This window comes from Parabacteroides sp. AF39-10AC, from assembly GCF_003635405.1.
GTDB classification, from domain to species: Bacteria; Bacteroidota; Bacteroidia; order Bacteroidales; family Tannerellaceae; genus Parabacteroides; species Parabacteroides distasonis.
In genome coordinates this window covers 204,329-224,657 of the sequence record NZ_QTLP01000004.1, presented here as the reverse complement: position 1 = coordinate 224,657, position 20,329 = coordinate 204,329, and the positions used below count along the sequence as shown (strand labels likewise).

Here is a 20,329-nt window from a genome sequence, read left to right as displayed (position 1 = left end):
TTTATTTATATTAAATATATTCTTACTTAGCGTAGCTTACCGCACGAGTCTCACGGATCACCGTGATCTTAACCTGTCCCGGATAAGTCATCTCATCCTGAATCTTCTTAGCGATCTCAGCGGACAAGTTCTCGGTGTCCTTATCGTCAATCTTATCAGCGCCAACGATTACGCGCAACTCTCTACCCGCTTGGATAGCGTAAGTCTTGACAACACCCGGATACGATAAAGCCAATTGTTCCAAATCATTCAAACGCTTGATATAAGCCTCTACGATCTCACGACGTGCGCCCGGACGAGCACCTGAAATAGCGTCGCAAACCTGTACGATCGGAGCCAACAGCGTCTGCATCTCCACCTCATCGTGGTGAGCGCCTACGGCGTTGCAAATATCCGGTTTCTCCTTATATTTCTCGCAAAGCTTCATACCCAAGATAGCGTGCGGCAATTCCGGCTCATCATCGGGCACTTTACCAATATCATGTAACAATCCGGCACGTTTCGCTTTCTTCGGGTTCAAGCCCAACTCAGAAGCCATCACGGCACAAAGGTTGGCCGTCTCACGAGCATGTTGCAACAAGTTTTGTCCATAAGAAGAACGATACTTCATCTTACCGATCATACGGATCAATTCCGGATGCAAACCGTGCACACCCAAATCGATCACGGTACGCTTACCAGTCTCTACGACCTCGTCTTCCACTTGCTTCTTCACCTTCGTTACCACCTCCTCGATACGAGCCGGATGGATACGTCCGTCCTGTACCAATTGATGCAAGGCCAAACGAGCGATCTCACGGCGAACCGGATCGAATCCGGAAAGAACGATAGCCTCAGGCGTATCATCCACCACGATCTCAATACCGGTAGCGGCTTCCAAAGCACGGATATTACGTCCCTCACGACCGATGATACGGCCTTTGATCTCGTCCGATTCAATATGGAACACGGTAATAGAGTTCTCGATAGCCGTCTCCGTCGCTACCCGTTGGATAGACTGGATCACGATCTTCTTCGCCTCCTTATTAGCGGTCATCTTCGCCTCCTCGACGATCTCGTTGATGTAAGAAGCGGCTTGCGTCTTTGCCTCATCCTTTAAGGACTCGATCAAACGCTCTTTGGCTTCCTCGGCGGACAACCCGGAGATAGCCTCCAAATGCTCCACTTCCTTCTGATGAAGTTTATCCAAATCTTGCTTCTTCTTCTCCACCAACTCCAACTGAGAAGATAAATTCTCCTTTACAGCCTCTACCTCGTTATTCCTACGCTGTAACTCTTCCTGACGTTGATTCATCGTCAGTTCTCTTTGTTTCAATTTAGTCTCGACAGACTGGATCTTAGCGTTACGCTGTGATACCTGTTTTTCCAAGTCCGCTTTCAAATGAAGAAACTTCTCCTTTACTTCCAGCATCTTGTTCTTCTTTATCACCTCAGCCTCCTTCTCCGCCTCTTGAAGCACGGAGTCGTACTTCGACTTCAGAAGGAAACGCATGCCCAGCCACGCAAGCAACCCACCAATGATGAAGGTTACTATCGGTATGATTATATACATTCCAACCATTTAACTAATAATTTAAGATTCATTTATTTATATACAAAAAAAGCACTACCATCACACGGTCTTACCGTGCAAAGCAGTGCGGAAACTCTCTTCTTACAATATGTATGTTATTTCTTCAGATATCCTTCCAACTCGGTTGTAAGCTCCTGTATCTTATCCGTAAAAGGATTTGTATCATTCCGTTTTTCCAACTCCAGATTATGCATCGAGAGTTGAAAAGCCACCATGGCTAACAAATCTTTCGTATCCACCTCGACCGCAAAATGCTGCCTGTATTGAAGAATCTTGCTGTTGATCTGATCAGCGGCGGCACGTGCCAACTCTTCCTCATGACGTTTGATCGTAAGCGGATATTTCTTTCCGGCTATCACTATATTTATAAGAAATTCTTCGTCCATCGCTTCTATTCATTTAAAAGTGCGATGCACTTGTCTACTTCCCGCACTAATTTTGATAACCGCATCCGGGCGTTCTTCATCTCTTCCTCATTCGTAGAAACAATTCGCGCCGTCAGCATGTTATCACATTTGGCATTCAATCCTTCAATCATATCCTTCGCCTGCCGCAACTCCTCGTCTTTAAGGCTCAAAGCAGCTGTAAGTTCGTCAATTCTACGTTTCTGCTGATCGCATAACGCCATCAAATCACGAACTCTAACCTCAAATACAGCTAACAATCTCTTATGATCTTCGGTCATTTCACACCAAATTCTACACAAAAGTAAGTTTTTGAATTGAATTAACCAACTGTAGACTTAATTATTTTGACAGAAAACGTATGGACAAATAAAAAGGCCGTCCAAAAAAATCGAACAGCCCTCCCTAATTCTTGTAAACGTTCCTCTTGTTTACACTAAAGAAACATACATTTCACCTTCAATCTCCTCGAAAGCTAATTTACCTTCTTTCGCCAACCAACCAAAAGCGGCGTACATATCTTTTTCCGCTTTAATCTTCGTGGCTTTCTTCACTGCCTTAAAACTCATTTTACCGCCTTCATTTAAAACGTTCCATACAAGGCCGGCGTTTGTACCAATTAATTCAATCATTTTATGATAACATTTGATTACTGGGGACAAATTTATAGATTAAATGATTAAAACAAAAGATTATAGATGTTTTTTAGCATAAAAGATGGACATTTTTCGCTTTGTAAACAATATTAACACGGTTATAACGTTATTTTTCCTCTGTTTTCTCGGCATATCAGTTCCGCTTCCACGTTTACCGCTGAGACATATCTTTTTAATAAGTCAACCGAGTAACCACCCGCTTCCAATAAGCCCTCCTTACCGGAATAACCATTCAGAATCATTAACAATGAAGTGGTCGACATTTCAATCTTGGTACGTTCCTCATCGCTGGTAGGCGTTCCGACACCCGCTACTCCATCCCTGTAGACTGGAAGACCGGCGATATTCAATTCACCACGTCCGATACCGTGATAAATTTCCCCCTCTTTTCCGACACCTAGTTCCAATCCGCCTACAATCTTATCTGCGTCAAATCCTCCGATAGAATAACCGCTACGGATAGAAACCAGATTGACGATATCCACCAAGGTATCTATCTTATATAAAGGAAGCCCGCGAAGTATCCGCCGTCTTAACGCCTCGGCGGAAGGGCGATACCGGTTCGGGTCTTTCCCCAGACGTTTATAAGCTTGACGGGTAGCGAAAATAGGAGTCCACTTATTAATATCCTCTATCTTACAGGTAGAACGGATGTCCTCCTCAACACGGGTTATTTCTTCCCAAAGTCGTTCATCGGGCTCCGTGTTCTTTACTTGGCAGGCGATAGCCAACACGTGAAGATCGGGGCAAGCCTCCGATATCTCAGATGAAAGAGTGATTGAAATCATGTCTATTATAAGTTTGAGCCAATATAACTAAGATTTTTTCAAGCATATCCCGGTAAGGATCCGGCCGCTTTTGACACCGAGGCGACGAGCGGAGAAATAATCCTCATACCGAATATAAGTACAGATGCCAGCGATCTCTATATGCTCGGAGAGCAATCCTGCCTCTAACAATTGTAAACGGTTGGTTTCCCATAGATCGATATGCGCTTTTTGAGTCTCCGCATTACGTCGAAGAATCCGCTCCATTGGGAAGCCCGCCATTTGAAAAGCTTTTACGACTTCCTCTCCCACCTCAAATGCCGCTTGACTGATAGAGGGACCTATTCCGGCAACCAATTGAGTAGGATCGCAATCGTATGCCTCGATCATCAAGCTTGCCGCCTTACGAGCTATGTGTAAAACCGTACCCCGCCAACCCGCATGGACGGCAGCTACCACTTTACGATCCGGCGCATATAACAAGACAGGGACACAATCCGCCGTAGATACGGCTACACATACATCCGGAACATTCGTCACCAAAGCGTCCACGCCTTCCAAACGTAGCTTTCGCTCTTTATCATTCAGCGAAAGGAAAGACGCGTCGATCGCCAATACTCGATCCTCATGGGTCTGATGAGGTATAACCATATTCTCTAGGGAAATCCCGACCGCATCCGAAAGAAGTTCCAAGTTCTTCCGGATGAAGCCCGGATCATCCTCGGTATAAACGCCCGGATTCATCGAAGCGTACGTTCCCGTACTCACGCCGCCATGACGTGTTGTCGTAAAATGAGAAATGTCGCGGTATCCGCTTAACCCGGAGAACCGCGACACCTCTATTTGCTTATTTTCTTGTATCTTCATCTTCATCATCGTCCCAGTATTCCTCGTATTCCTCATCCGGGTCATCCTCGTCCTCATCCACGGGGAAGATGTATTCGTCGTCGTCCTCAAATTCCAACGTGCTTACATCTATATTCTTATGGACAATTCGCTCTGCCTCATGGAAATTCTCCTTATTCAGCTCTTTCCATAAAAGGTCTTTCAACTCGACAATACCCAGTCCCGTGATAGAAGATATAAAGACATACGGAATTCCCTCCGGCAAGTCTTGCGACAAAGCCTCGATCAATTCCTCATCCAGCATATCGCTCTTGGTGATGGCCAGTACACGGCGTTTATCCAGCAATTCCGGATTATACTTCACTAACTCATTATGCAAGATCTCGTATTCTTTCTTGATATCGTCTGCCTCAGCGGGAACCATGAACAATAACAAGGAATTACGTTCGATATGACGTAAGAAACGAAGTCCCAAACCTTTTCCCTCGCTTGCTCCTTCGATAATACCCGGTATATCGGCCATTACGAACGAACGGTTATCGCGATAACTCACGATGCCTAAATTAGGCTCCAACGTAGTAAAAGGATAATTAGCGATCTTCGGTTTAGCGGCGGATACGACAGAAAGCAAGGTAGATTTACCCGCATTCGGGAAGCCTACCAAACCGACATCGGCCAGCAATTTCAACTGAAGAATCACCGTACGTTCCAATGCCGGCTCACCCGGTTGCGAATAACGGGGCGCTTGATTGGTAGCCGTCTTGAAGTTAAAATTCCCCAGACCGCCACGACCGCCTTTCAGCAACATCACTTGCTGACCGTCTTCCGTAACGTCGCAAATAAACTCTCCGGTCTCAGCATCGTAAACAACCGTACCGCAAGGAACCTCGATTACTCGATCCTCCCCGTCTTTACCCGAGCTACGCTTCGCGCTACCACTCTCACCATTGGTGGCCATGATATGACGCTCATATTTCAAGTGAAGGAGCGTCCAGTAATTCCGGTTACCACGGAGATACACATGACCTCCTCTCCCTCCATCGCCCCCGTCGGGACCTCCTTTCGGAATGTATTTCTCACGACGGAAGTGAGAAGATCCTCTTCCACCCTTTCCTGAGCGGCAATAGATCTTGACATAATCTACAAAGTTCGATTCAGCCATATTGGTTTATTTCAATTATTTTACGTTATTAACCGCCTCTTTGATACGACCGAAGATTTCCTCGATTGTTCCCATCCCTTTGATGGCTACGTGCTTGCCTTCACCTACATAGTAGTCTGCCAAAGGAGCTGTTTGAGTATGGTAAACATCCAGTCTGGATTTGATCGTCTCCAAGTTATCGTCAGAACGTCCGGATACTTTACCGCGCTCCAATAAACGCTTGATCAACTCCTCTTCCTCTACTTGAAGGTTCAACATAACGGAAACGTCTGTTCCACGCTCGTTCAACATCTTCTTCAAGGCTTTCGCTTGAGGGATCGTACGAGGGAAACCATCGAAGATTACGCCCTTAGCCGGCTTCTTGCTATCCAATACATTCGCCAACATATCAACGATCAACTCGTCCGGAACCAATTGTCCCTTCTCGATATAATCCTTAGCGATCTTGCCCAGTTCAGTCTCAGCCTTCATCTCGCCACGCAATACATCGCCAGTAGAGATATGATCCAAACCGTATTCTTTAATAATCAACTCACTTTGTGTTCCCTTACCTGAACCGGGAGCACCAAAAATAACCACGTTCAACATACTATTGTTCCTTTATTATATATAATGTATACTATTTTATTCCACAACCTTGTAGATATCCTTATATGAGCGGCCCAACTCATCATAATCCAAACCATGTCCCACGATAAAATCAGCGGGTATCTGTAAGCCTACATAATCCGGAGTCAACTCGCATTTCAAGGATTCCGGCTTGAAAAGCATCGTTGCCAATCTTACATCGGCGGCACCCTCGCTCCGAAGCTTCTCCATCACGTAGCTCATCGTAAAGCCCGTATCGATAATATCCTCCAATAAGATCACCATACGTCCGCGAATATCAGCCTGCACCGGCATGATCTCATTCAATATGCCCGTACTGGAAGTTCCTTGATACGAGGAATAACGAGCGAATGTCAGCTCATACGGAACATCCAGCTCACGCATCAGCTCGGCGACAAACATAAAAGCCCCGTTTAGCACACCCACGAATAGAGGATTTTTCCCTTCCACATCCGCTTTAATCTGAACGGCCATTTTAGCGATAGCCGCCTGAATATCCGACTCCGGAATAAACAGTTCAAATTCTTTGTCTTTTAGACGAATTCTGTCCATAAATCTTTCGGTTTTCGAGGGGACAAATGTACAACTTTTTCGGCGATGCACAAAAAAGTGTAGCAACATACCAAAGTTTGTTATACATTTGTAAGCAGAATAAAACCCCAGACATCTAGAATTATGATTAAGATATTCGCTACAGACAAGGTAAAGGAGCTCGACCAATATACGATTCAACACGAGCCAATTAGTTCGATCGACTTAGTGGAGCGTGCCGCTACGACGTTCGTCCATGAGTTTTGCCGGCGCTACTCCAAGCAGGTCCGCATCGTGATTTTCGCCGGTCAAGGCAACAACGGAGCCGACGCTTTGGCCATCGCCCGCCTTTTGAACGAGGAATCATACCGGGTAGAGACGTATTTATTCAACCCGACGGAGCATCTGTCCGTAGAGTGTGAGCAAAACAAGCAGCGTCTGCTCGACATGGAACGGATCGAATTTACGGAAGTGGTCCGTGACTTTGAGCCGCCGACGCTAACCGACCGAGACGTGGTGATCGATGGCTTGTTCGGTTCGGGATTAAACCGTCCTCTCACCGGAGGTTTCGCCGCTATGGTCAATTATATCAACCAATCCGAGGCGGAAGTCGTAGCGATCGATATTCCTTCCGGCTTATTCGGGGAAGATAATCGTAAGAATGACTCGGAGGCGATCATCAAGGCCAGCTTAACCTTGACATTCGGCTTCCCGAAACTGGCGTTTCTTTTTCCGGAGAATGAGCAATACGTAGGCGAGTGGAAAATACTGGATATCGGAATCCATCCGGACGCAATTTATGAGACGGCTTCCCCTTACTCATTGGTTACGGAAGAAGATATATCCTATTCGTTAAAGTCTCGCAAACGTTTCGCCCATAAGGGAACGTTCGGACATGCTTTATTGATCGCCGGAAGTAAAGGAAAAATGGGAGCCGCCCTATTATCCGCAAAGGCATGCTTACGGAGTGGAGCCGGACTATTGACCGTGCATATCCCGACCCGAGGCGAATCAATCTTCCAGACCGCTTTCCCGGAAGCGATGTTAAGTCTAGACGCAAATCCTGATTATTTCTCTACGGTTCCCGAGATAGGTAGTTACTCCGCTGTTGGTATGGGACCGGGACTCGGACAGCATTTAGAATCCGCAGCAGCGATCGAACGTATCCTGCAATCCAGCACAAAACCAGTCGTTATCGATGCGGACGCTATTAATATAATGGCATCCAACAAGGACTTATTCAATAAGATCCCGCCACGGAGCATCCTCACTCCCCATCCGAAGGAGTTCGACCGGATAGCGGGTGAAAGCACGAACTCATACGACCGTTTGATGAAAGCGCAATCTTTCGCCGCCGAACATAAGATTTGTATCGTATTGAAAGGTGCTTATACCGCTATTTGTTCTCCGGCAGGAAACATTTATTTCAATAGTTGCGGAAATCCGGGCATGGCAACCGCCGGTAGCGGAGACGTGCTGACGGGTATCATCCTCAGCTTATTGGCGCAAGACTATTCTCCGGAAACTGCCGCTGTAGTCGGAGTATTCTTGCACGGCACAGCCGGTGATCTCGCCGCCGCTTTCCGCTCGGAAGAGAGCATGATCGCCAGCGACATCACGGATATGCTCGGAAAAGCGTTTAAGCAAATCAAATAAATCCAGCAAAAACAACGGGCGTTTTTACTCTCGTTTGTTACAATTACTACCGCTATTCCATATATTATACGGACTTACAGTGTACATATAGAATGGTGGTAGTAAATTTTCATGGTACCCCAACGCCTTTTGCTATCACATTTCAACCTTTTCTTACTCACTCGATAATTGTCAGCGATATCTTTTATGACAAAGCCCTGTAAAGTAGAGTTATTGTAACTTTTAAACATGTATAGTTGTATCCCTATCATTTTATAGAAAAACACGTACATGAATTTTTTTAAACATGTACGACTTTTTTCGAAAACACGTACGTGTTTCAGCATAAACATCATGATATTTTCACAATATTGATTATCAACACTTTAAATAAAGTATTCGATTACTGGCTTATTGTAGTATTTTCTGTAAAGAAAAGCTTCAGTCGTTGATACCATAACTATTACAGCAACATTTGGCTACATCATATAATGTATTTAGTGTATCCAAATCAGATATACTGCGTTGGCGATGTTAGTATATATTACTTGGCAAAGTCAGTACTACTGCGTTTGCCGACTAATAAATGACCGATTGCCATACACTTCCGTTAAAATAAATAAAAAAGGAAAAAGAGCTTACGTATCCCTTGCCCCAGAGTTGTCTCATATATAAAACACCGACAAATTTGTATTAACAATAAAGCTATACGTACATGAAAATAACAATCGTATCGTTCGTAATGACAGCTGCTTTCGGTTTAATCGCCTGTGATAACACGAAGCATAACACATTGACCGAACAAGAGAAAGCGGAAGGTTGGGAACTTCTATTCGATGGGGAAACCTTGGATGGCTGGCGGGATTATAACGGAACCGCCTTGACCGGACCTTGGGAAGTTGTAAACGGAACCATCCAAGCGGACGGGCAAGGTAGCGATGCCAGCGGATACATCGTCACCGACAAGGCTTATGAGAATTTTGAGCTTTCGTGGGACTGGAAAATCTCGAAAGGAGGAAATAGCGGTTTATTATATCATGTGGTAGAACGTCCTCAATTCCCGGTTCCCTACGTTACCGGCCCCGAGTATCAATTGATTGATGATATCAATTTCGCGGAGCCATTGGAAGATTGGCAACGTTGCGGAGTGGATTATGCGATGTATTTACCGGACTTCAACACGATAAAAGTACATCCGGCCGGCGAATGGAACAACTCTAAGATTATTTTTGACAACGGACATGTCACCTACTTTATGAACGGGCACAAAACCGTAGAGTTCGATGCATGGTCTGATGATTGGTTCTCCCGTAAGAACAGCGGTAAATGGGCGAACGCTCCTGAATACGGATTAGCGCATAAAGGCTTGATTTGTTTGCAAGACCACGGTTATCCCGCATGGTTCCGTAATATCAAGATCAAGGAACTTCCCCGCAAGACACGAGAGGCTCGTTTATTCAACGGCGAGGACATTACGAACTGGGATAAATACGGCACAGAATTATGGTATGTAAAAGATGGTTTATTAGTATGCGAAAGTGGCCCGGATAAACAATACGGCTATCTAGCCACCCGGGAATATTACGACGATTTTGACCTTACCGTGGAATTTAAACAGGAAGCGGATGGTAATTCTGGCATATTTATTCGTTCCTTTGTAGAAGAAAAAGATGTAAAGGTAAACGGCTGGCAAGTGGAAGTCGCCCCCAAAGGCTTTGACACGGGCGGTATCTACGAATCCTACGGACGAGGATGGTTGATACAGATCCCGGACGAGAAGGAGAACATCCTAAAACAAGGAGAGTGGAACACGATGCGTATCCGGGTACAAGGAGATAATGTACAGACTTGGCTCAACGGAGAGGAGATGGTAAACATCCGGGATGAAAAGATCGGAGCCGGTCAAGGGCGCATCGCGTTACAAATACATGATGGTGGCGGCATCAAGGTTCTTTGGCGCAACCTTCATTTACAAACATTATAGAATTATCGTTTTCTTAAAATTTAATAGTTATGAAAAACATTTCGAGAAGAAGTTTCCTCAAGACCGGAGCCGTAGCGGCAGCCGGACTAACGATCGTTCCGGGTTCCGTGCTCGGTAAATCCTTTGGCTATACAGCTCCTAGTGACAAACTGAATATCGCGGGTATCGGTGTCGGCGGTATGGGACGTCGTAACCTCGCCAACATGAACACGGAGAATATCGTAGCTTTATGCGATGTAGATTGGCACTATGCGGACAAGACCTTCAAGGACTATCCGAAGGCTAAACGCTTTAAAGACTGGCGTGTCATGTTCGATGAGATGGGTAAATCCATCGACGCGATTATGGTAGCCACCCCGGACCATACACATGCCGGCGTGACCGCCCACGCAATCACGCTAGGCAAGCATTGCTATACGCAAAAACCGCTTACCCACTCCGTTTACGAATCGCGTTTGCTTACCAAACTGGCGAAGAAATATAAGGTAGCCACCCAAATGGGTAACCAAGGTAACTCATTCGACTGGTGCCGGCAGATCGCGGAGTGGATACAGTCTGGCGTAATCGGCGATGTATATGAGGTACATTGTTGGACAGACCGCCCCATCTGGCCCCAAGGCTTGATGAAGCCGAACGATACCCCGAAGTGCCCGAAGACACTGGATTGGGATTTATGGATCGGCCCGGCTCAAAAGCGGCCTTATAATCCGGTCTATACCCCTTGGAACTGGCGTGGATGGTGGGACTTCGGAACCGGGGCCTTGGGCGATATGGCTTGCCATATCATGGACCCGTTGTATTGGGCACTCGACTTAAAATATCCGACCAGCGTAATCGGCAGCTCGACTTTGAGTAATCTGTACTCCCCTCCTCACGCACAGATCGTAACGTATACATTCCCCGCACGTCCGCCCAAAGGAAATGTCAAGATGCCGGAAGTAAAAGTCTATTGGTACGATGGTGGCTTGATGCCTCCCCGTCCGGAAGAATTGAAAGACGGGCAGATGATGGGCGACGAGAACGGCGGTATCATCTTCATCGGAACGAAAGGAAAGATCATGACAGGCTGTTACGGAATGAACCCGACCTTATTACCGGTTTCCGACATGGAACATTTCAACCAGCCCAAACCGACGATCCCGAGAGTGAAAGGCGGCAATGGAGACATATGGTCTACCAACGCCCATGAGCAAGACTGGATCCGTGCATGTAAGGAATCCCCGGAAAATCGTACGGAAGCCTCATCCAACTTCCAGTTCTCCGGTCCGTTCAACGAGATGGTCGTGATGGGAGTCTTGGCCGTTCGCCTCTCCGGACTGCAAGGTTTGCATCGTGAGTTGCAATGGGATGGAGAGAATATGCGGTTTACGAACATCTCCCCGAACGATAAGATCAAGATCGTCACGGTGGATGATTTCAAGGTAATTGACGGAGATCCGCGTTTCGACCGTCGCTTCGCCGAGTTTAACGCTGCGGAGATGGCCAACGAATGGATCAAGCATACGTATAACAACGGTTTCTCTTTGCCGGATATGCCAAGATAAACCTTTTAATAACAACCGAATATGATAAGACATATCTATAAAATAATGATAGCGATCGTTTGCTGCCTATTGGCTATTCCAACCGAAGCGCAAACGAAGGCCGAGAAGAACGGATGGCGTCTAGGGATGCAATCCTATAGTTTCCACCTGTTCCCTTTGACGGAAGCTCTCGATAAGACGCAAGAACTCGGATTGAAATACATCGAGATTTATCCCGGTCATAAGCTTGGCGGTAAATGGGGGGATAAAGTATTCGATTTTAACCTCGACGCGCAAACTCAGAAAGAGATCAAGGAACTTGCGGCATCCAAAGGTATCAAGATCGTAGGAACCGGGGTGTATGTAGCCGAAAAGTCATCCGATTGGGAAAAGATGTTCAAATTCGCGAAAGCGATGGACCTAGAGTTCATTACTTGCGAACCGGCTTTAAGCGATTGGGACCTAGTAGAAAAATTGTCCAAGCAATACAACATTAAGATCTCCGTCCATAATCACCCGCAGCCTTCCGAGTATTGGAAACCGGAGAACTTGTTGAAAGCCATTTCCGGACGCAGCCACTTGCTAGGTTCTTGTTCAGATGTGGGGCATTGGCGTCGGGAGGGGCTAAACCAGATTGATTGCTTAAAGCAACTCAAAGGTCGAATCATCTCTTTGCATTTCAAGGATATCGCCCCGAAAAAAGCAGGAGAGAATGAGCAGCACGACGTGATCTGGGGCACAGGCATCCTAGATGTAAAGGGAATGTTGAAAGAACTCAAATCCCAGAATTTCAAGGGAGTATTCTCTATCGAGTATGAATACAACTGGGAAAACTCAGTACCGGATATTAAAGAATGTATCCAATATTTCAATAAAACCGCAAACGAAATCTTATAATAGGGTTAGCATTAATTGACAGGCAGTAAGCGTATAGGCCCAAGGAATGTTCTCCTTGCCTATACGCTCCACCTTTCTAATAATACACGGGAATAAAATGGCATCTGACAACAAAATAATCGAATTGATCAAACAAGGAGATATAGCCGCCTTTAATACCCTGTTCAAGTCTGTTTATCTCCAACTTTATATACATTGCCGAAAATTTATCCCCGACCCGGAAGACGCAAAAGACATCTTACAAAACGTCTTCCTCCGCTTCTGGGAAAAGCGTGAGAACATCGATATTCACACGTCTTTAAACGCTTATTTATACAGGGCTATACAGAACGAATGCCTCAATTACCTTCGTTCTACCGGAACTCCCTATCTGATTAGCCATAATTAATAAATTTAAGATTAATAATAAGATCTAACAATGTTACGTTTTTATCCGTATTACACTAAAAATCATCCATTTCTCATAAGCAAGACTGTTTTTAAGATTAATAATTCAATGATTTATTATTTGATTACTATAGTATCTTTCAGTATTTGATAGCGAATGCCCGTATTCGTCTTTATCACATTGAGAATCTCCGATAAATCTTCGTTGTTACGGAAACTTCCGCTAAACCTTAATTTTTTTATCCCTTGATTTTCATAACGAAACACAACGTTATAGTTCCTTTCCAACAACTTTGTTATATCTTGCAGATACATCATTTCAAAAGACAAGAAACCTCCTCTCCATTGAGCGAATAGTTTCTTATCGTAAGGCACTACTTCTATCTTATTTCTACTTTTATCATAAACCGCCACTTGGTTAGGCTCAAGTAAGACCTCTTGTTTAGTCAACGTAGGTTGTACGGCGACCTTGCCATTGAACAAGGTTGTGGTTAGTTGCGAGTCTTCCATATAAGCGGAAACATTAAAGGCCGTACCAATCGCTTTCACATCGATACCGTTTGCCTTTACAACAAATGGTAAGTCTTTATTCTTTGCGACTTCAAAATAAGCTTCTCCATCCAAATAAATGCTACGATTGGAATGGCCGTAGTTCTCCGCATATTCTAGAGTTGTACAAGAGTTAAGCCAAACCTTCGTACCATCCGGTAATTGCAAATAGCTCTTCTCTCCTTTGCTCGTTACTAATTTATAATTTCCAACTGTCGATAAGTTCTCTTGATTCGTAAGATACAACGTTGATAGTGAAATACCTATGCCCAAAACCACGGCAGCGGCATATTTCATGTATTGAAGGAATAGCCCTCTTGTTTTCATTTTGGAAATAGTTTTTTTCTCTATGGATGAAAACAAACGCTCCCACTCCCTATCAACATCTACTTCGTCTTTGAGACTTTCCGCAATTATATTTTTTATATATTCTTTCATTGTTTTTTCTCGATTCTATATGTATGACACTTCAAAACGATGTGCTACTTACAAGATTGATAGATTTTTGTATTATATTTTTTCAAGAAACCAGATAGTCTTTCAATCTACTTTTCAAAATCTTAAGGGCTCTATATATCTGTGTTTCCACTGTACGGACGGAGATAGCCAATTTATCTGCGATCTCTTGGTTCTTGAGTCCATTTATACGACTCAATTTAAAAATGGATTTACATTGATCTGGTAATTCCTCTATCGTATTTTCCGTGATTCGTTCTATTTCAAAAATACTAAGTATCGAATAAGGATCATTATCTTCCACAGCCTCTTGTTTATCCATCTCTGATATTTCATATCGGGGAATGTCAATGGTTCCGGTAGAACTAATTACAGAACCCTGAAAAAATCATTATTTTTAGGTTTGTGCTTAACCTTTTTCCAGCCGTACACAGTAGCGGCATCAGCACAAATTATATCCTTAAATATCACAAAAGGAACTATCACTGAAGTTTTTAAGGCGATTGAAGACCAAAGTGAATATAAATTCTTTTATAATGACAATCAAATCAATTTGAATAAACGGGTTGATGTCAATATCCATGAAGAATCCATAGAACAAGTATTAAACAATGTCTTTAGAGGTACGGATATTACGTATAAGATCGTCAAGAATCACGTAGTACTTACCAACAAGACCATGAAAGATACGGAGTTGCCATCCACCAACCAAAATCGCAAACGGCTAACCGGACAAGTAGTAGGACAAGATGGGGAGCCTCTGATCGGAGTAAACGTTGTAGTGAAAGGTACGACAATCGGATCTATGACCGATATGGACGGAAACTACATTCTAGAGAATGTTCCCTCCAACGCTACCGTTGAATTCTCGTACATCGGCTATCTCCAACAAAGTATCAACATAGGCAATAAAAGTAACCTCAACGTCACTTTAGCGGAAGACACTCAAAAGTTGGATGAGGTAGTAGTTGTTGGTTACGGTTCCTTCAAGAAAAGAGATTTAACCGGAGCTGTTTCTCAAGTAAAAGGAGATGAGATCTCGAACCTACCGCTTCGCAGCGCTGCCGACGCCTTGCAAGGAAAAGCAGCCGGTGTAACCATAACATCTAGTTCCGGTAGCCCAGGTTCACTCGGTAATGTCCGTATCCGTGGTGTCGGTACTATCAATAATAATGATCCGTTGTATGTAGTAGATGGTCTACCTCAAGGTGATATCGGTTGGTTAAATGCCCGTGATATCGAGAGCATAGAGGTATTGAAAGACGCTTCCGCACAAGCGATCTATGGTGCCCGTGCTGCCAACGGTGTGATCCTAGTGTCCACAAAGCGAGGAGCTTCCGGCGAGAGTTACCGAAGCAACATCGAGTTTGATATGAACATTGGTTTCCAAGATGTAGTGAAAACGTATGACATGCTAGACGCCGAAGGTTTCATGGAATATAAGAACCGGGCTTACGCCGCATCCGGGAAAGCCTTGATCGATGATTTCGCCACATCAGAGAAGCGAGAGCAGATCCTTACTTTCCTAGGGAAAAACGGAGGACGATCCGGTACGGATTGGTGGAAAGAGAGTACCCGTAAACCCAAGGAAGCTATCAGTCAGAATTACAACCTAGCTTTCTCTGGAGGTATGAAGAAACTCAGATACCGTGCTAGCTTTGGCTATATGGATCAACAAGGAATCTTGAAAGGTTCCGACTATGAACGCCTCTCCGGTCGATTGAACGTAGACTCTGAGGTAACCAAGTGGTTGAACCTCTCCGCAAATGTGAACGTCACGTACGAATCCAGGCGCAACCTAGATGAGAATAACTCTTACACAGCAACCGTGTTCAGTACCCTTGCGGCAGACCCAATCACTCCGGTATATCGCGACAACCTAGTGGATATCCCAGATTTCTTGCAAAACCGGATTATGGGTGGTTATGAGCCGACCAATCCTTGGTCTCGCTATACAGGCGTGATTTACTCAAACAAACCGAACACGGTTGGACAGGTAGACCGCTCCGCATTAAATCAATGGCACGGGATCGCCACGAAAAGTAATATCTCCGGCGAAGTCAAGTTGTTACCCTTCTTAACCTTCAAATCCAGTATCGCTCTTGACTTAGTCCGTAACCAAAGCGACTCTTTCCGTCCTTCTTACTATCTGGATGGAGATGAGTACTCCACTTATGCGGGCGCCAGTCGGAGCGTAGCGAATAAAGATTACTGGGTATTCGACAATTACCTAACTTACAATCAAAAATTCGACAAACATGCGGTAACAGCCATGGTCGGTACCTCCGCGGAGAAAGAACGCTACGAAGAGATCTACGCCTATAAAGAAGGACAGGTCAACAACAACCCGAACCAGCAGATCATCAACGCCGGTACCATGAATCCCGCCGCATCAGGCTACTACGCCACAAGTACGCTGAATTCTTATTTCGGTCGTGTATTTTATTCCTTTGACAACCGTTATATGATCACAGCCAATATCCGTTGGGATGGATCCTCTAAATTTGCGGATGGTAATCGCTGGGGTTGCTTCCCCTCCGTATCCGCCGGTTGGAATTTCTCGGAAGAGAGCTTCATGAATAACCTTGAGTGGCTGTCACAAGGTAAGTTAAGAGCAGCTTGGGGTGAGATCGGTAACCAGACTATCTCCTCCGGAGCCTATATGAATACATTCGGAAATGGTAGCTACTACCTCTTCGGTAATCCGTATCAGACGAACTTGTATGCCGGACGTACGCAGGTGGGTAATCCGGATCTGAAATGGGAGACTACTCGCCAACTGGACTTCGGATTGGATTTGGCCTTTTTCCAAGGTTCCTTGAGAGCAACCTTCGACTACTTTGACCGTCAGACAAGTGATATGTTGGTGCAAGTACCCGTGCCCAGTTCACTAGGATTCCCCAACACGCCGTGGATGAATGCCGGTAGCGTAAGCAATAAAGGTTTTGAAGTAACGCTAGGATACGACGGTAAGATCGGGAACGACTTCCAATATCATATCAACGGAAACGTATCCACCTATAAAAATAAGGTAAAAAGCCTAGGCAGTGGAGCGAATATTCCGGGTAAAGGCATCCATCTAGGATACTTCTCCTATACGATGACAGAGCCAGGACAACCGATCGGTTATTTCTACGGATATAAAACCGATGGTGTCTTCCAGACCCAAGAAGAGATCGACAACTACAAGAACAACGGTCAAATGGTAATGCCAAACGCAAAGCCGGGCGACTTAAAGTTCCAAGATTTAAACAAAGATGGTAAACTAGACGACGAAGACCGCACGATGACAGGAAATCCTCATCCAGACTTCACCTTTGGTTTGACCTTAGGCGCAGAATGGAAAGGATTCGACATTTCCGCCTTCTTCCAAGGATCAGTCGGCAACGACATCTTAAACATATTGAAATATGACATCTATTCAGGTACCGGTTGGTACAATGCTCCGAAAGATATATTAACAACCTACTGGAACGGACCAGGTAGTACAAACGAGAACTTCGCAATCGATGCGGATAGCCGCATGAACTTGGAAATGTCCGATTGGTATGTGGAAAACGGTTCTTATGTTCGTTTGAAGAACCTGACAATCGGTTATACGCTTCCGTCCGAATGGACTAAGAAGATCACGATCAACAACCTTCGTTTCTTTGTTGCCGCACAGAACTTATTCACGATCACCGGTTATTCCGGACTAGATCCTGAGATCGGAGAGATCAATAACTCGCCTCTTTACAAAGGCTGTGATATGGGATTCTATCCGCAACCGCGTACATTCATGTTCGGTCTTAGTTTGAAATTATAATCTTAAAATGAATTATTATGAAATCTATAGTTAACATAGGGAAATTACTTGTATCGATCGCATGCGTCGGTGCCCTTACGACAAGCTGTAACAGCGACTTTCTAGACCGCCCGCCATTGGGAACATTGGATGAGGTAACTTATCTGAGTACCAAGGATGCCGGCTACAAACTTTTGGTCAATTGCTATCAGCCCTTACAGGATAGCTGGAACTATCAGGACATGAAATTTGTCTTGGGAGATCAATTGAGCGACGACTGCTCCAAAGGCGGCTCTGATGCAGGAGACCGCGTTCGTATCACGGAAATCGCCCGCGGAACACCAATGGCGACTAATCAAGTCTTGTCCGACCTTTGGACTCATCGCTACCAAACAGCGATCTCAGCCTGCAACGTATTCCTATCGCTAATCACACCTGAATCAGAATTGATCGATGATGCCGGAGGCTTGGTCAGCACAGAAACCAAACAGCGATGGATCGCAGAGGCTCAATTCATGCGTGCGTTCTATTACTACGACCTAGCTACAATCTTCCAGAATATTCCACTACTTGACAAGCCCCTGGAAGTCGTCGACAAAAGTACGATCACGAAATCCAGCAAGGAGGAGGTCATGAACTTTATCCTGAAAGACCTGAACACCGCAATTGCCGAACCTAATCTACCTAATGCAAAAAGCCTTCCAACCAGCGAGATTGGACGAATCACCAAAGAGGCCGCCATGGCTTTCCGTGCTAGGGTATTGATGTTCTACGGCAACTACGGAGAGGCTCTGAAAGACCTGAAGGCAGTTGTCGAATCCGGAAGCTATGAATTAGCAGATGACTACGAGAAGCTATTCAATAACGCCACAGAGGGCTATATGTCAAAAGAGTCCGTCTTCATCACCCTGCGCTCTTACATTCCTAGCTACACTAGCGGTAGCGTTTGTCCACAAATGAATGTCGGTCGCGGTATTGCCGGCGGATGGGGCGGCGAGTGTCCGACGAAGGATTTGGTAGACGAATATGAGGTAGGCGATCCACGCTTGGTACACACGGTATTGTCATCCGGCGATATATTCGTCAAGAACGATGGTTCCGAAGAGGTACACGACTATTCCGGCTACGACAATTTCCCACAGCAACACAGCCGCAAGCAGTATCCAGACTTCTCCAGACGGCCACTAAACGATTTATTGAACACGGATTGGACCCACTATCACATCCGCTATGCCGATGTATTGCTGATGTACGCTGAATGCCTGATCGAGACGGGTGGCGACAAACAACTGGCGGCGGACCTGATCAACCAAGTACGTTACCGTGCCTTCGTGACAACCTCCTTGACAGATAGCTACGCAAAATACCGTAAGTTCAATCTCAAGGAGAGCGATCGAGTGACCGAGGATACTTTCAACGCTAAGTATAAAGTGAAAGCTTCCGATGATCTGCGTGCCGCCGTTCGCCACGAACGCCGTATCGAACTTGCAGGCGAGGGATTACGCTTCTACGACTTAATTCGCTGGGGCACCTTCGTATCTACGATGCAGAAATTCGGCAAGACTGATGAGGGCAAGTATTCCGGTGCCGGGACACTCGTCACCGATAAGACATACCCCTACCCGATTCCACAAAGCGAGATCGACTATGTAGGAGGCGCATTAACACAGAACGATAATTATTAATCTTCAATTTTTATAACTGTAGCCCCCCGCAGATAGTCCTTCTTGTTGTCTGCGGGGGTTTCTATTCACGAAATACCTTAGAAATCCATGAAACGAATCTTATTTCTCCTAACCATCGCCCTCCTAAATTTGGGAAGTGGCCTATGCAAGACACGACAATCGTTAAGAATCATGAGCTACAACATCCGCATCGGGATCGGTATGGACCAACAGACCAATTTGAAGCGAATCGCTGAAGTGATCAACAAGATCCAGCCGGACTATGTCGGGCTACAAGAGGTGGACAGTGTATGCGAACGCTCTGGATGGATCAACCAATATGCAGAATTGGCACGGTTGACCGGCATGTATCCAATCTTCGCACCCGCCACAGAACGTTCTAAGGGATTATACGGAATCGCCGCACTCTCCCGCAAGAAACCTCGCAGCTACCAATACATACCCCTGCCGGGAAAGGAAGAGCCACGTACCTTCCTTTGTCTCGAATATCCGAACTATACCTTGTGTAACACACATTTCTCGCTCGACCCAGACTCTCGCCTGGCCTCTATACGACTCATCAATGAGACGATGAAAAGCGAAAACAAACCAATCCTGATCACCGGAGACTTCAACATGGAGCCAGACTCTAAGGAATTCAAGGCGATGAAACAAACGTGGAGGCTCTTATCCGACCCTACGTTAGAGACCTACCCCTCGGATCATCCCCGTTTGCGTTTAGATTATATCTTCGGCGACCTAAAGCATGAATTTAGGATTATCAACGACCAAGTGATCGATATCCAGTCGTCCGATCACCTGCCGATCTATATAGACGTGCTATTTTAAGCTTTCTCCCCCGGACATCCTCAGAATCCCGAACAATGCGAATCTAGAAATTC

At 45.3% G+C, this 20,329-nt stretch carries 19 protein-coding genes; 8 read left to right on the top strand and 11 right to left on the bottom strand.

Translation table 11 applies throughout. The features are described 5' to 3' along the window. Positions 1-22: 22 nt before the first annotated feature. From rny to hpt, 9 genes are all read right to left on the bottom strand, one after another. Positions 23-1,561 carry a ribonuclease Y gene (gene rny / locus DW033_RS05550; protein WP_005854819.1) on the bottom strand — a complete coding sequence of 513 codons (1,539 nt, stop codon included), beginning with the start codon at positions 1,559-1,561 and terminating at the stop codon, positions 23-25. A gap of 107 nt (positions 1,562-1,668) precedes the next feature. Further along, complete coding sequence (locus DW033_RS05545) at positions 1,669-1,959, bottom strand: cell division protein ZapA (protein WP_005864888.1); 291 nt, start codon at positions 1,957-1,959, stop codon at positions 1,669-1,671. A gap of 5 nt (positions 1,960-1,964) precedes the next feature. Further along, complete coding sequence (locus tag DW033_RS05540) at positions 1,965-2,258, bottom strand: hypothetical protein (RefSeq protein ID WP_005864886.1); 294 nt, start codon at positions 2,256-2,258, stop codon at positions 1,965-1,967. Positions 2,259-2,408: 150 nt separating this feature from the next. Further along, entirely contained in the window at positions 2,409-2,609 is a 201-nt protein-coding gene (locus DW033_RS05535) for a winged helix-turn-helix domain-containing protein (protein WP_005854813.1), read from the bottom strand. A 122-nt stretch (positions 2,610-2,731) separates the two neighbouring features. Then, complete coding sequence (locus DW033_RS05530) at positions 2,732-3,421, bottom strand: B3/4 domain-containing protein (RefSeq protein WP_005854811.1); 690 nt, start codon at positions 3,419-3,421, stop codon at positions 2,732-2,734. A 27-nt stretch (positions 3,422-3,448) separates the two neighbouring features. Further along, positions 3,449-4,276 carry a peptidoglycan editing factor PgeF gene (gene pgeF, locus DW033_RS05525; RefSeq protein ID WP_121773339.1) on the bottom strand — a complete coding sequence of 276 codons (828 nt, stop codon included), beginning with the start codon at positions 4,274-4,276 and terminating at the stop codon, positions 3,449-3,451. Then, positions 4,248-5,408 carry a GTPase ObgE gene (gene obgE / locus DW033_RS05520; RefSeq protein WP_005854807.1) on the bottom strand — a complete coding sequence of 387 codons (1,161 nt, stop codon included), beginning with the start codon at positions 5,406-5,408 and terminating at the stop codon, positions 4,248-4,250. Before obgE ends, pgeF begins: the two co-directional genes overlap by 29 nt. A gap of 15 nt (positions 5,409-5,423) precedes the next feature. Beyond that, positions 5,424-5,996 carry an adenylate kinase gene (locus DW033_RS05515; RefSeq protein ID WP_005854805.1) on the bottom strand — a complete coding sequence of 191 codons (573 nt, stop codon included), beginning with the start codon at positions 5,994-5,996 and terminating at the stop codon, positions 5,424-5,426. Between the two features lie 36 nt (positions 5,997-6,032). Continuing rightward, positions 6,033-6,569, bottom strand: coding sequence for a hypoxanthine phosphoribosyltransferase (hpt, locus tag DW033_RS05510; RefSeq protein WP_010183721.1), 537 nt, complete (start codon positions 6,567-6,569; stop codon positions 6,033-6,035). Positions 6,570-6,692: 123 nt separating this feature from the next. Between hpt and DW033_RS05505 the strand changes: the two genes are divergently transcribed. From DW033_RS05505 to DW033_RS05480, 5 genes are all read left to right on the top strand, one after another. After that, positions 6,693-8,204 carry a bifunctional ADP-dependent NAD(P)H-hydrate dehydratase/NAD(P)H-hydrate epimerase gene (locus DW033_RS05505; protein WP_005854801.1) on the top strand — a complete coding sequence of 504 codons (1,512 nt, stop codon included), beginning with the start codon at positions 6,693-6,695 and terminating at the stop codon, positions 8,202-8,204. A 694-nt stretch (positions 8,205-8,898) separates the two neighbouring features. Then, on the top strand, positions 8,899-10,167 hold the full coding sequence (locus DW033_RS05495; protein WP_122382523.1) for a DUF1080 domain-containing protein: 1,269 nt from the start codon (positions 8,899-8,901) through the stop codon (positions 10,165-10,167). A 29-nt stretch (positions 10,168-10,196) separates the two neighbouring features. Continuing rightward, complete coding sequence (locus DW033_RS05490; protein ID WP_005854795.1) at positions 10,197-11,711, top strand: Gfo/Idh/MocA family oxidoreductase; 1,515 nt, start codon at positions 10,197-10,199, stop codon at positions 11,709-11,711. 21 nt (positions 11,712-11,732) lie between these two features. Further along, the gene (locus DW033_RS05485; protein ID WP_036612947.1) at positions 11,733-12,587 is read left to right on the top strand and encodes a sugar phosphate isomerase/epimerase; all 855 of its coding nucleotides are present in this window, start codon (positions 11,733-11,735) and stop codon (positions 12,585-12,587) included. Between the two features lie 97 nt (positions 12,588-12,684). Further along, positions 12,685-12,975: an RNA polymerase sigma factor gene (locus DW033_RS05480; RefSeq protein ID WP_008778163.1), complete on the top strand. Its 291-nt coding sequence runs from the start codon at positions 12,685-12,687 to the stop codon at positions 12,973-12,975. Positions 12,976-13,091: 116 nt separating this feature from the next. Here DW033_RS05480 and DW033_RS05475 read toward each other — a convergent pair whose 3' ends face one another. Both DW033_RS05475 and DW033_RS05470 read right to left on the bottom strand, forming a co-directional pair. Next, on the bottom strand, positions 13,092-13,961 hold the full coding sequence (locus tag DW033_RS05475) for a FecR family protein (protein ID WP_048927650.1): 870 nt from the start codon (positions 13,959-13,961) through the stop codon (positions 13,092-13,094). A gap of 82 nt (positions 13,962-14,043) precedes the next feature. Continuing rightward, complete coding sequence (locus DW033_RS05470) at positions 14,044-14,301, bottom strand: sigma-70 family RNA polymerase sigma factor (protein ID WP_048927704.1); 258 nt, start codon at positions 14,299-14,301, stop codon at positions 14,044-14,046. 81 nt (positions 14,302-14,382) lie between these two features. Here DW033_RS05470 and DW033_RS05465 point away from each other — a divergent pair, with 81 nt between their 5' ends. The 3 genes from DW033_RS05465 to DW033_RS05455 all read left to right on the top strand — a co-directional run bounded on the left by DW033_RS05465 (position 14,383) and on the right by DW033_RS05455 (position 20,276). Then, on the top strand, positions 14,383-17,784 hold the full coding sequence (locus DW033_RS05465) for a TonB-dependent receptor (RefSeq protein WP_048927649.1): 3,402 nt from the start codon (positions 14,383-14,385) through the stop codon (positions 17,782-17,784). 17 nt (positions 17,785-17,801) lie between these two features. Then, positions 17,802-19,448 (top strand): RagB/SusD family nutrient uptake outer membrane protein, encoded by a 1,647-nt coding sequence (locus DW033_RS05460; RefSeq protein WP_122382522.1) that lies wholly within the window; start codon positions 17,802-17,804, stop codon positions 19,446-19,448. Between the two features lie 87 nt (positions 19,449-19,535). Then, the gene (locus tag DW033_RS05455; protein ID WP_121961169.1) at positions 19,536-20,276 is read left to right on the top strand and encodes an endonuclease/exonuclease/phosphatase family protein; all 741 of its coding nucleotides are present in this window, start codon (positions 19,536-19,538) and stop codon (positions 20,274-20,276) included. Positions 20,277-20,329 lie beyond the last annotated feature (53 nt).

What these genes read in the sequence shown, in the direction of transcription:
- rny (WP_005854819.1), bottom strand. Translation starts at nt 1,561, where the DNA reads ATGGTTGGAATGTATATAATCATACCGATAGTAACCTTCATCATTGGT.
- DW033_RS05545 (WP_005864888.1), bottom strand. Translation starts at nt 1,959, where the DNA reads ATGGACGAAGAATTTCTTATAAATATAGTGATAGCCGGAAAGAAATAT.
- DW033_RS05540 (WP_005864886.1), bottom strand. Translation starts at nt 2,258, where the DNA reads ATGACCGAAGATCATAAGAGATTGTTAGCTGTATTTGAGGTTAGAGTT.
- DW033_RS05535 (WP_005854813.1), bottom strand. Translation starts at nt 2,609, where the DNA reads ATGATTGAATTAATTGGTACAAACGCCGGCCTTGTATGGAACGTTTTA.
- DW033_RS05530 (WP_005854811.1), bottom strand. Translation starts at nt 3,421, where the DNA reads ATGATTTCAATCACTCTTTCATCTGAGATATCGGAGGCTTGCCCCGAT.
- pgeF (WP_121773339.1), bottom strand. Translation starts at nt 4,276, where the DNA reads ATGATGAAGATGAAGATACAAGAAAATAAGCAAATAGAGGTGTCGCGG.
- obgE (WP_005854807.1), bottom strand. Translation starts at nt 5,408, where the DNA reads ATGGCTGAATCGAACTTTGTAGATTATGTCAAGATCTATTGCCGCTCA.
- DW033_RS05515 (WP_005854805.1), bottom strand. Translation starts at nt 5,996, where the DNA reads ATGTTGAACGTGGTTATTTTTGGTGCTCCCGGTTCAGGTAAGGGAACA.
- hpt (WP_010183721.1), bottom strand. Translation starts at nt 6,569, where the DNA reads ATGGACAGAATTCGTCTAAAAGACAAAGAATTTGAACTGTTTATTCCG.
- DW033_RS05505 (WP_005854801.1), top strand. Translation starts at nt 6,693, where the DNA reads ATGATTAAGATATTCGCTACAGACAAGGTAAAGGAGCTCGACCAATAT.
- DW033_RS05495 (WP_122382523.1), top strand. Translation starts at nt 8,899, where the DNA reads ATGAAAATAACAATCGTATCGTTCGTAATGACAGCTGCTTTCGGTTTA.
- DW033_RS05490 (WP_005854795.1), top strand. Translation starts at nt 10,197, where the DNA reads ATGAAAAACATTTCGAGAAGAAGTTTCCTCAAGACCGGAGCCGTAGCG.
- DW033_RS05485 (WP_036612947.1), top strand. Translation starts at nt 11,733, where the DNA reads ATGATAAGACATATCTATAAAATAATGATAGCGATCGTTTGCTGCCTA.
- DW033_RS05480 (WP_008778163.1), top strand. Translation starts at nt 12,685, where the DNA reads ATGGCATCTGACAACAAAATAATCGAATTGATCAAACAAGGAGATATA.
- DW033_RS05475 (WP_048927650.1), bottom strand. Translation starts at nt 13,961, where the DNA reads ATGAAAGAATATATAAAAAATATAATTGCGGAAAGTCTCAAAGACGAA.
- DW033_RS05470 (WP_048927704.1), bottom strand. Translation starts at nt 14,301, where the DNA reads ATGGATAAACAAGAGGCTGTGGAAGATAATGATCCTTATTCGATACTT.
- DW033_RS05460 (WP_122382522.1), top strand. Translation starts at nt 17,802, where the DNA reads ATGAAATCTATAGTTAACATAGGGAAATTACTTGTATCGATCGCATGC.
- DW033_RS05455 (WP_121961169.1), top strand. Translation starts at nt 19,536, where the DNA reads ATGAAACGAATCTTATTTCTCCTAACCATCGCCCTCCTAAATTTGGGA.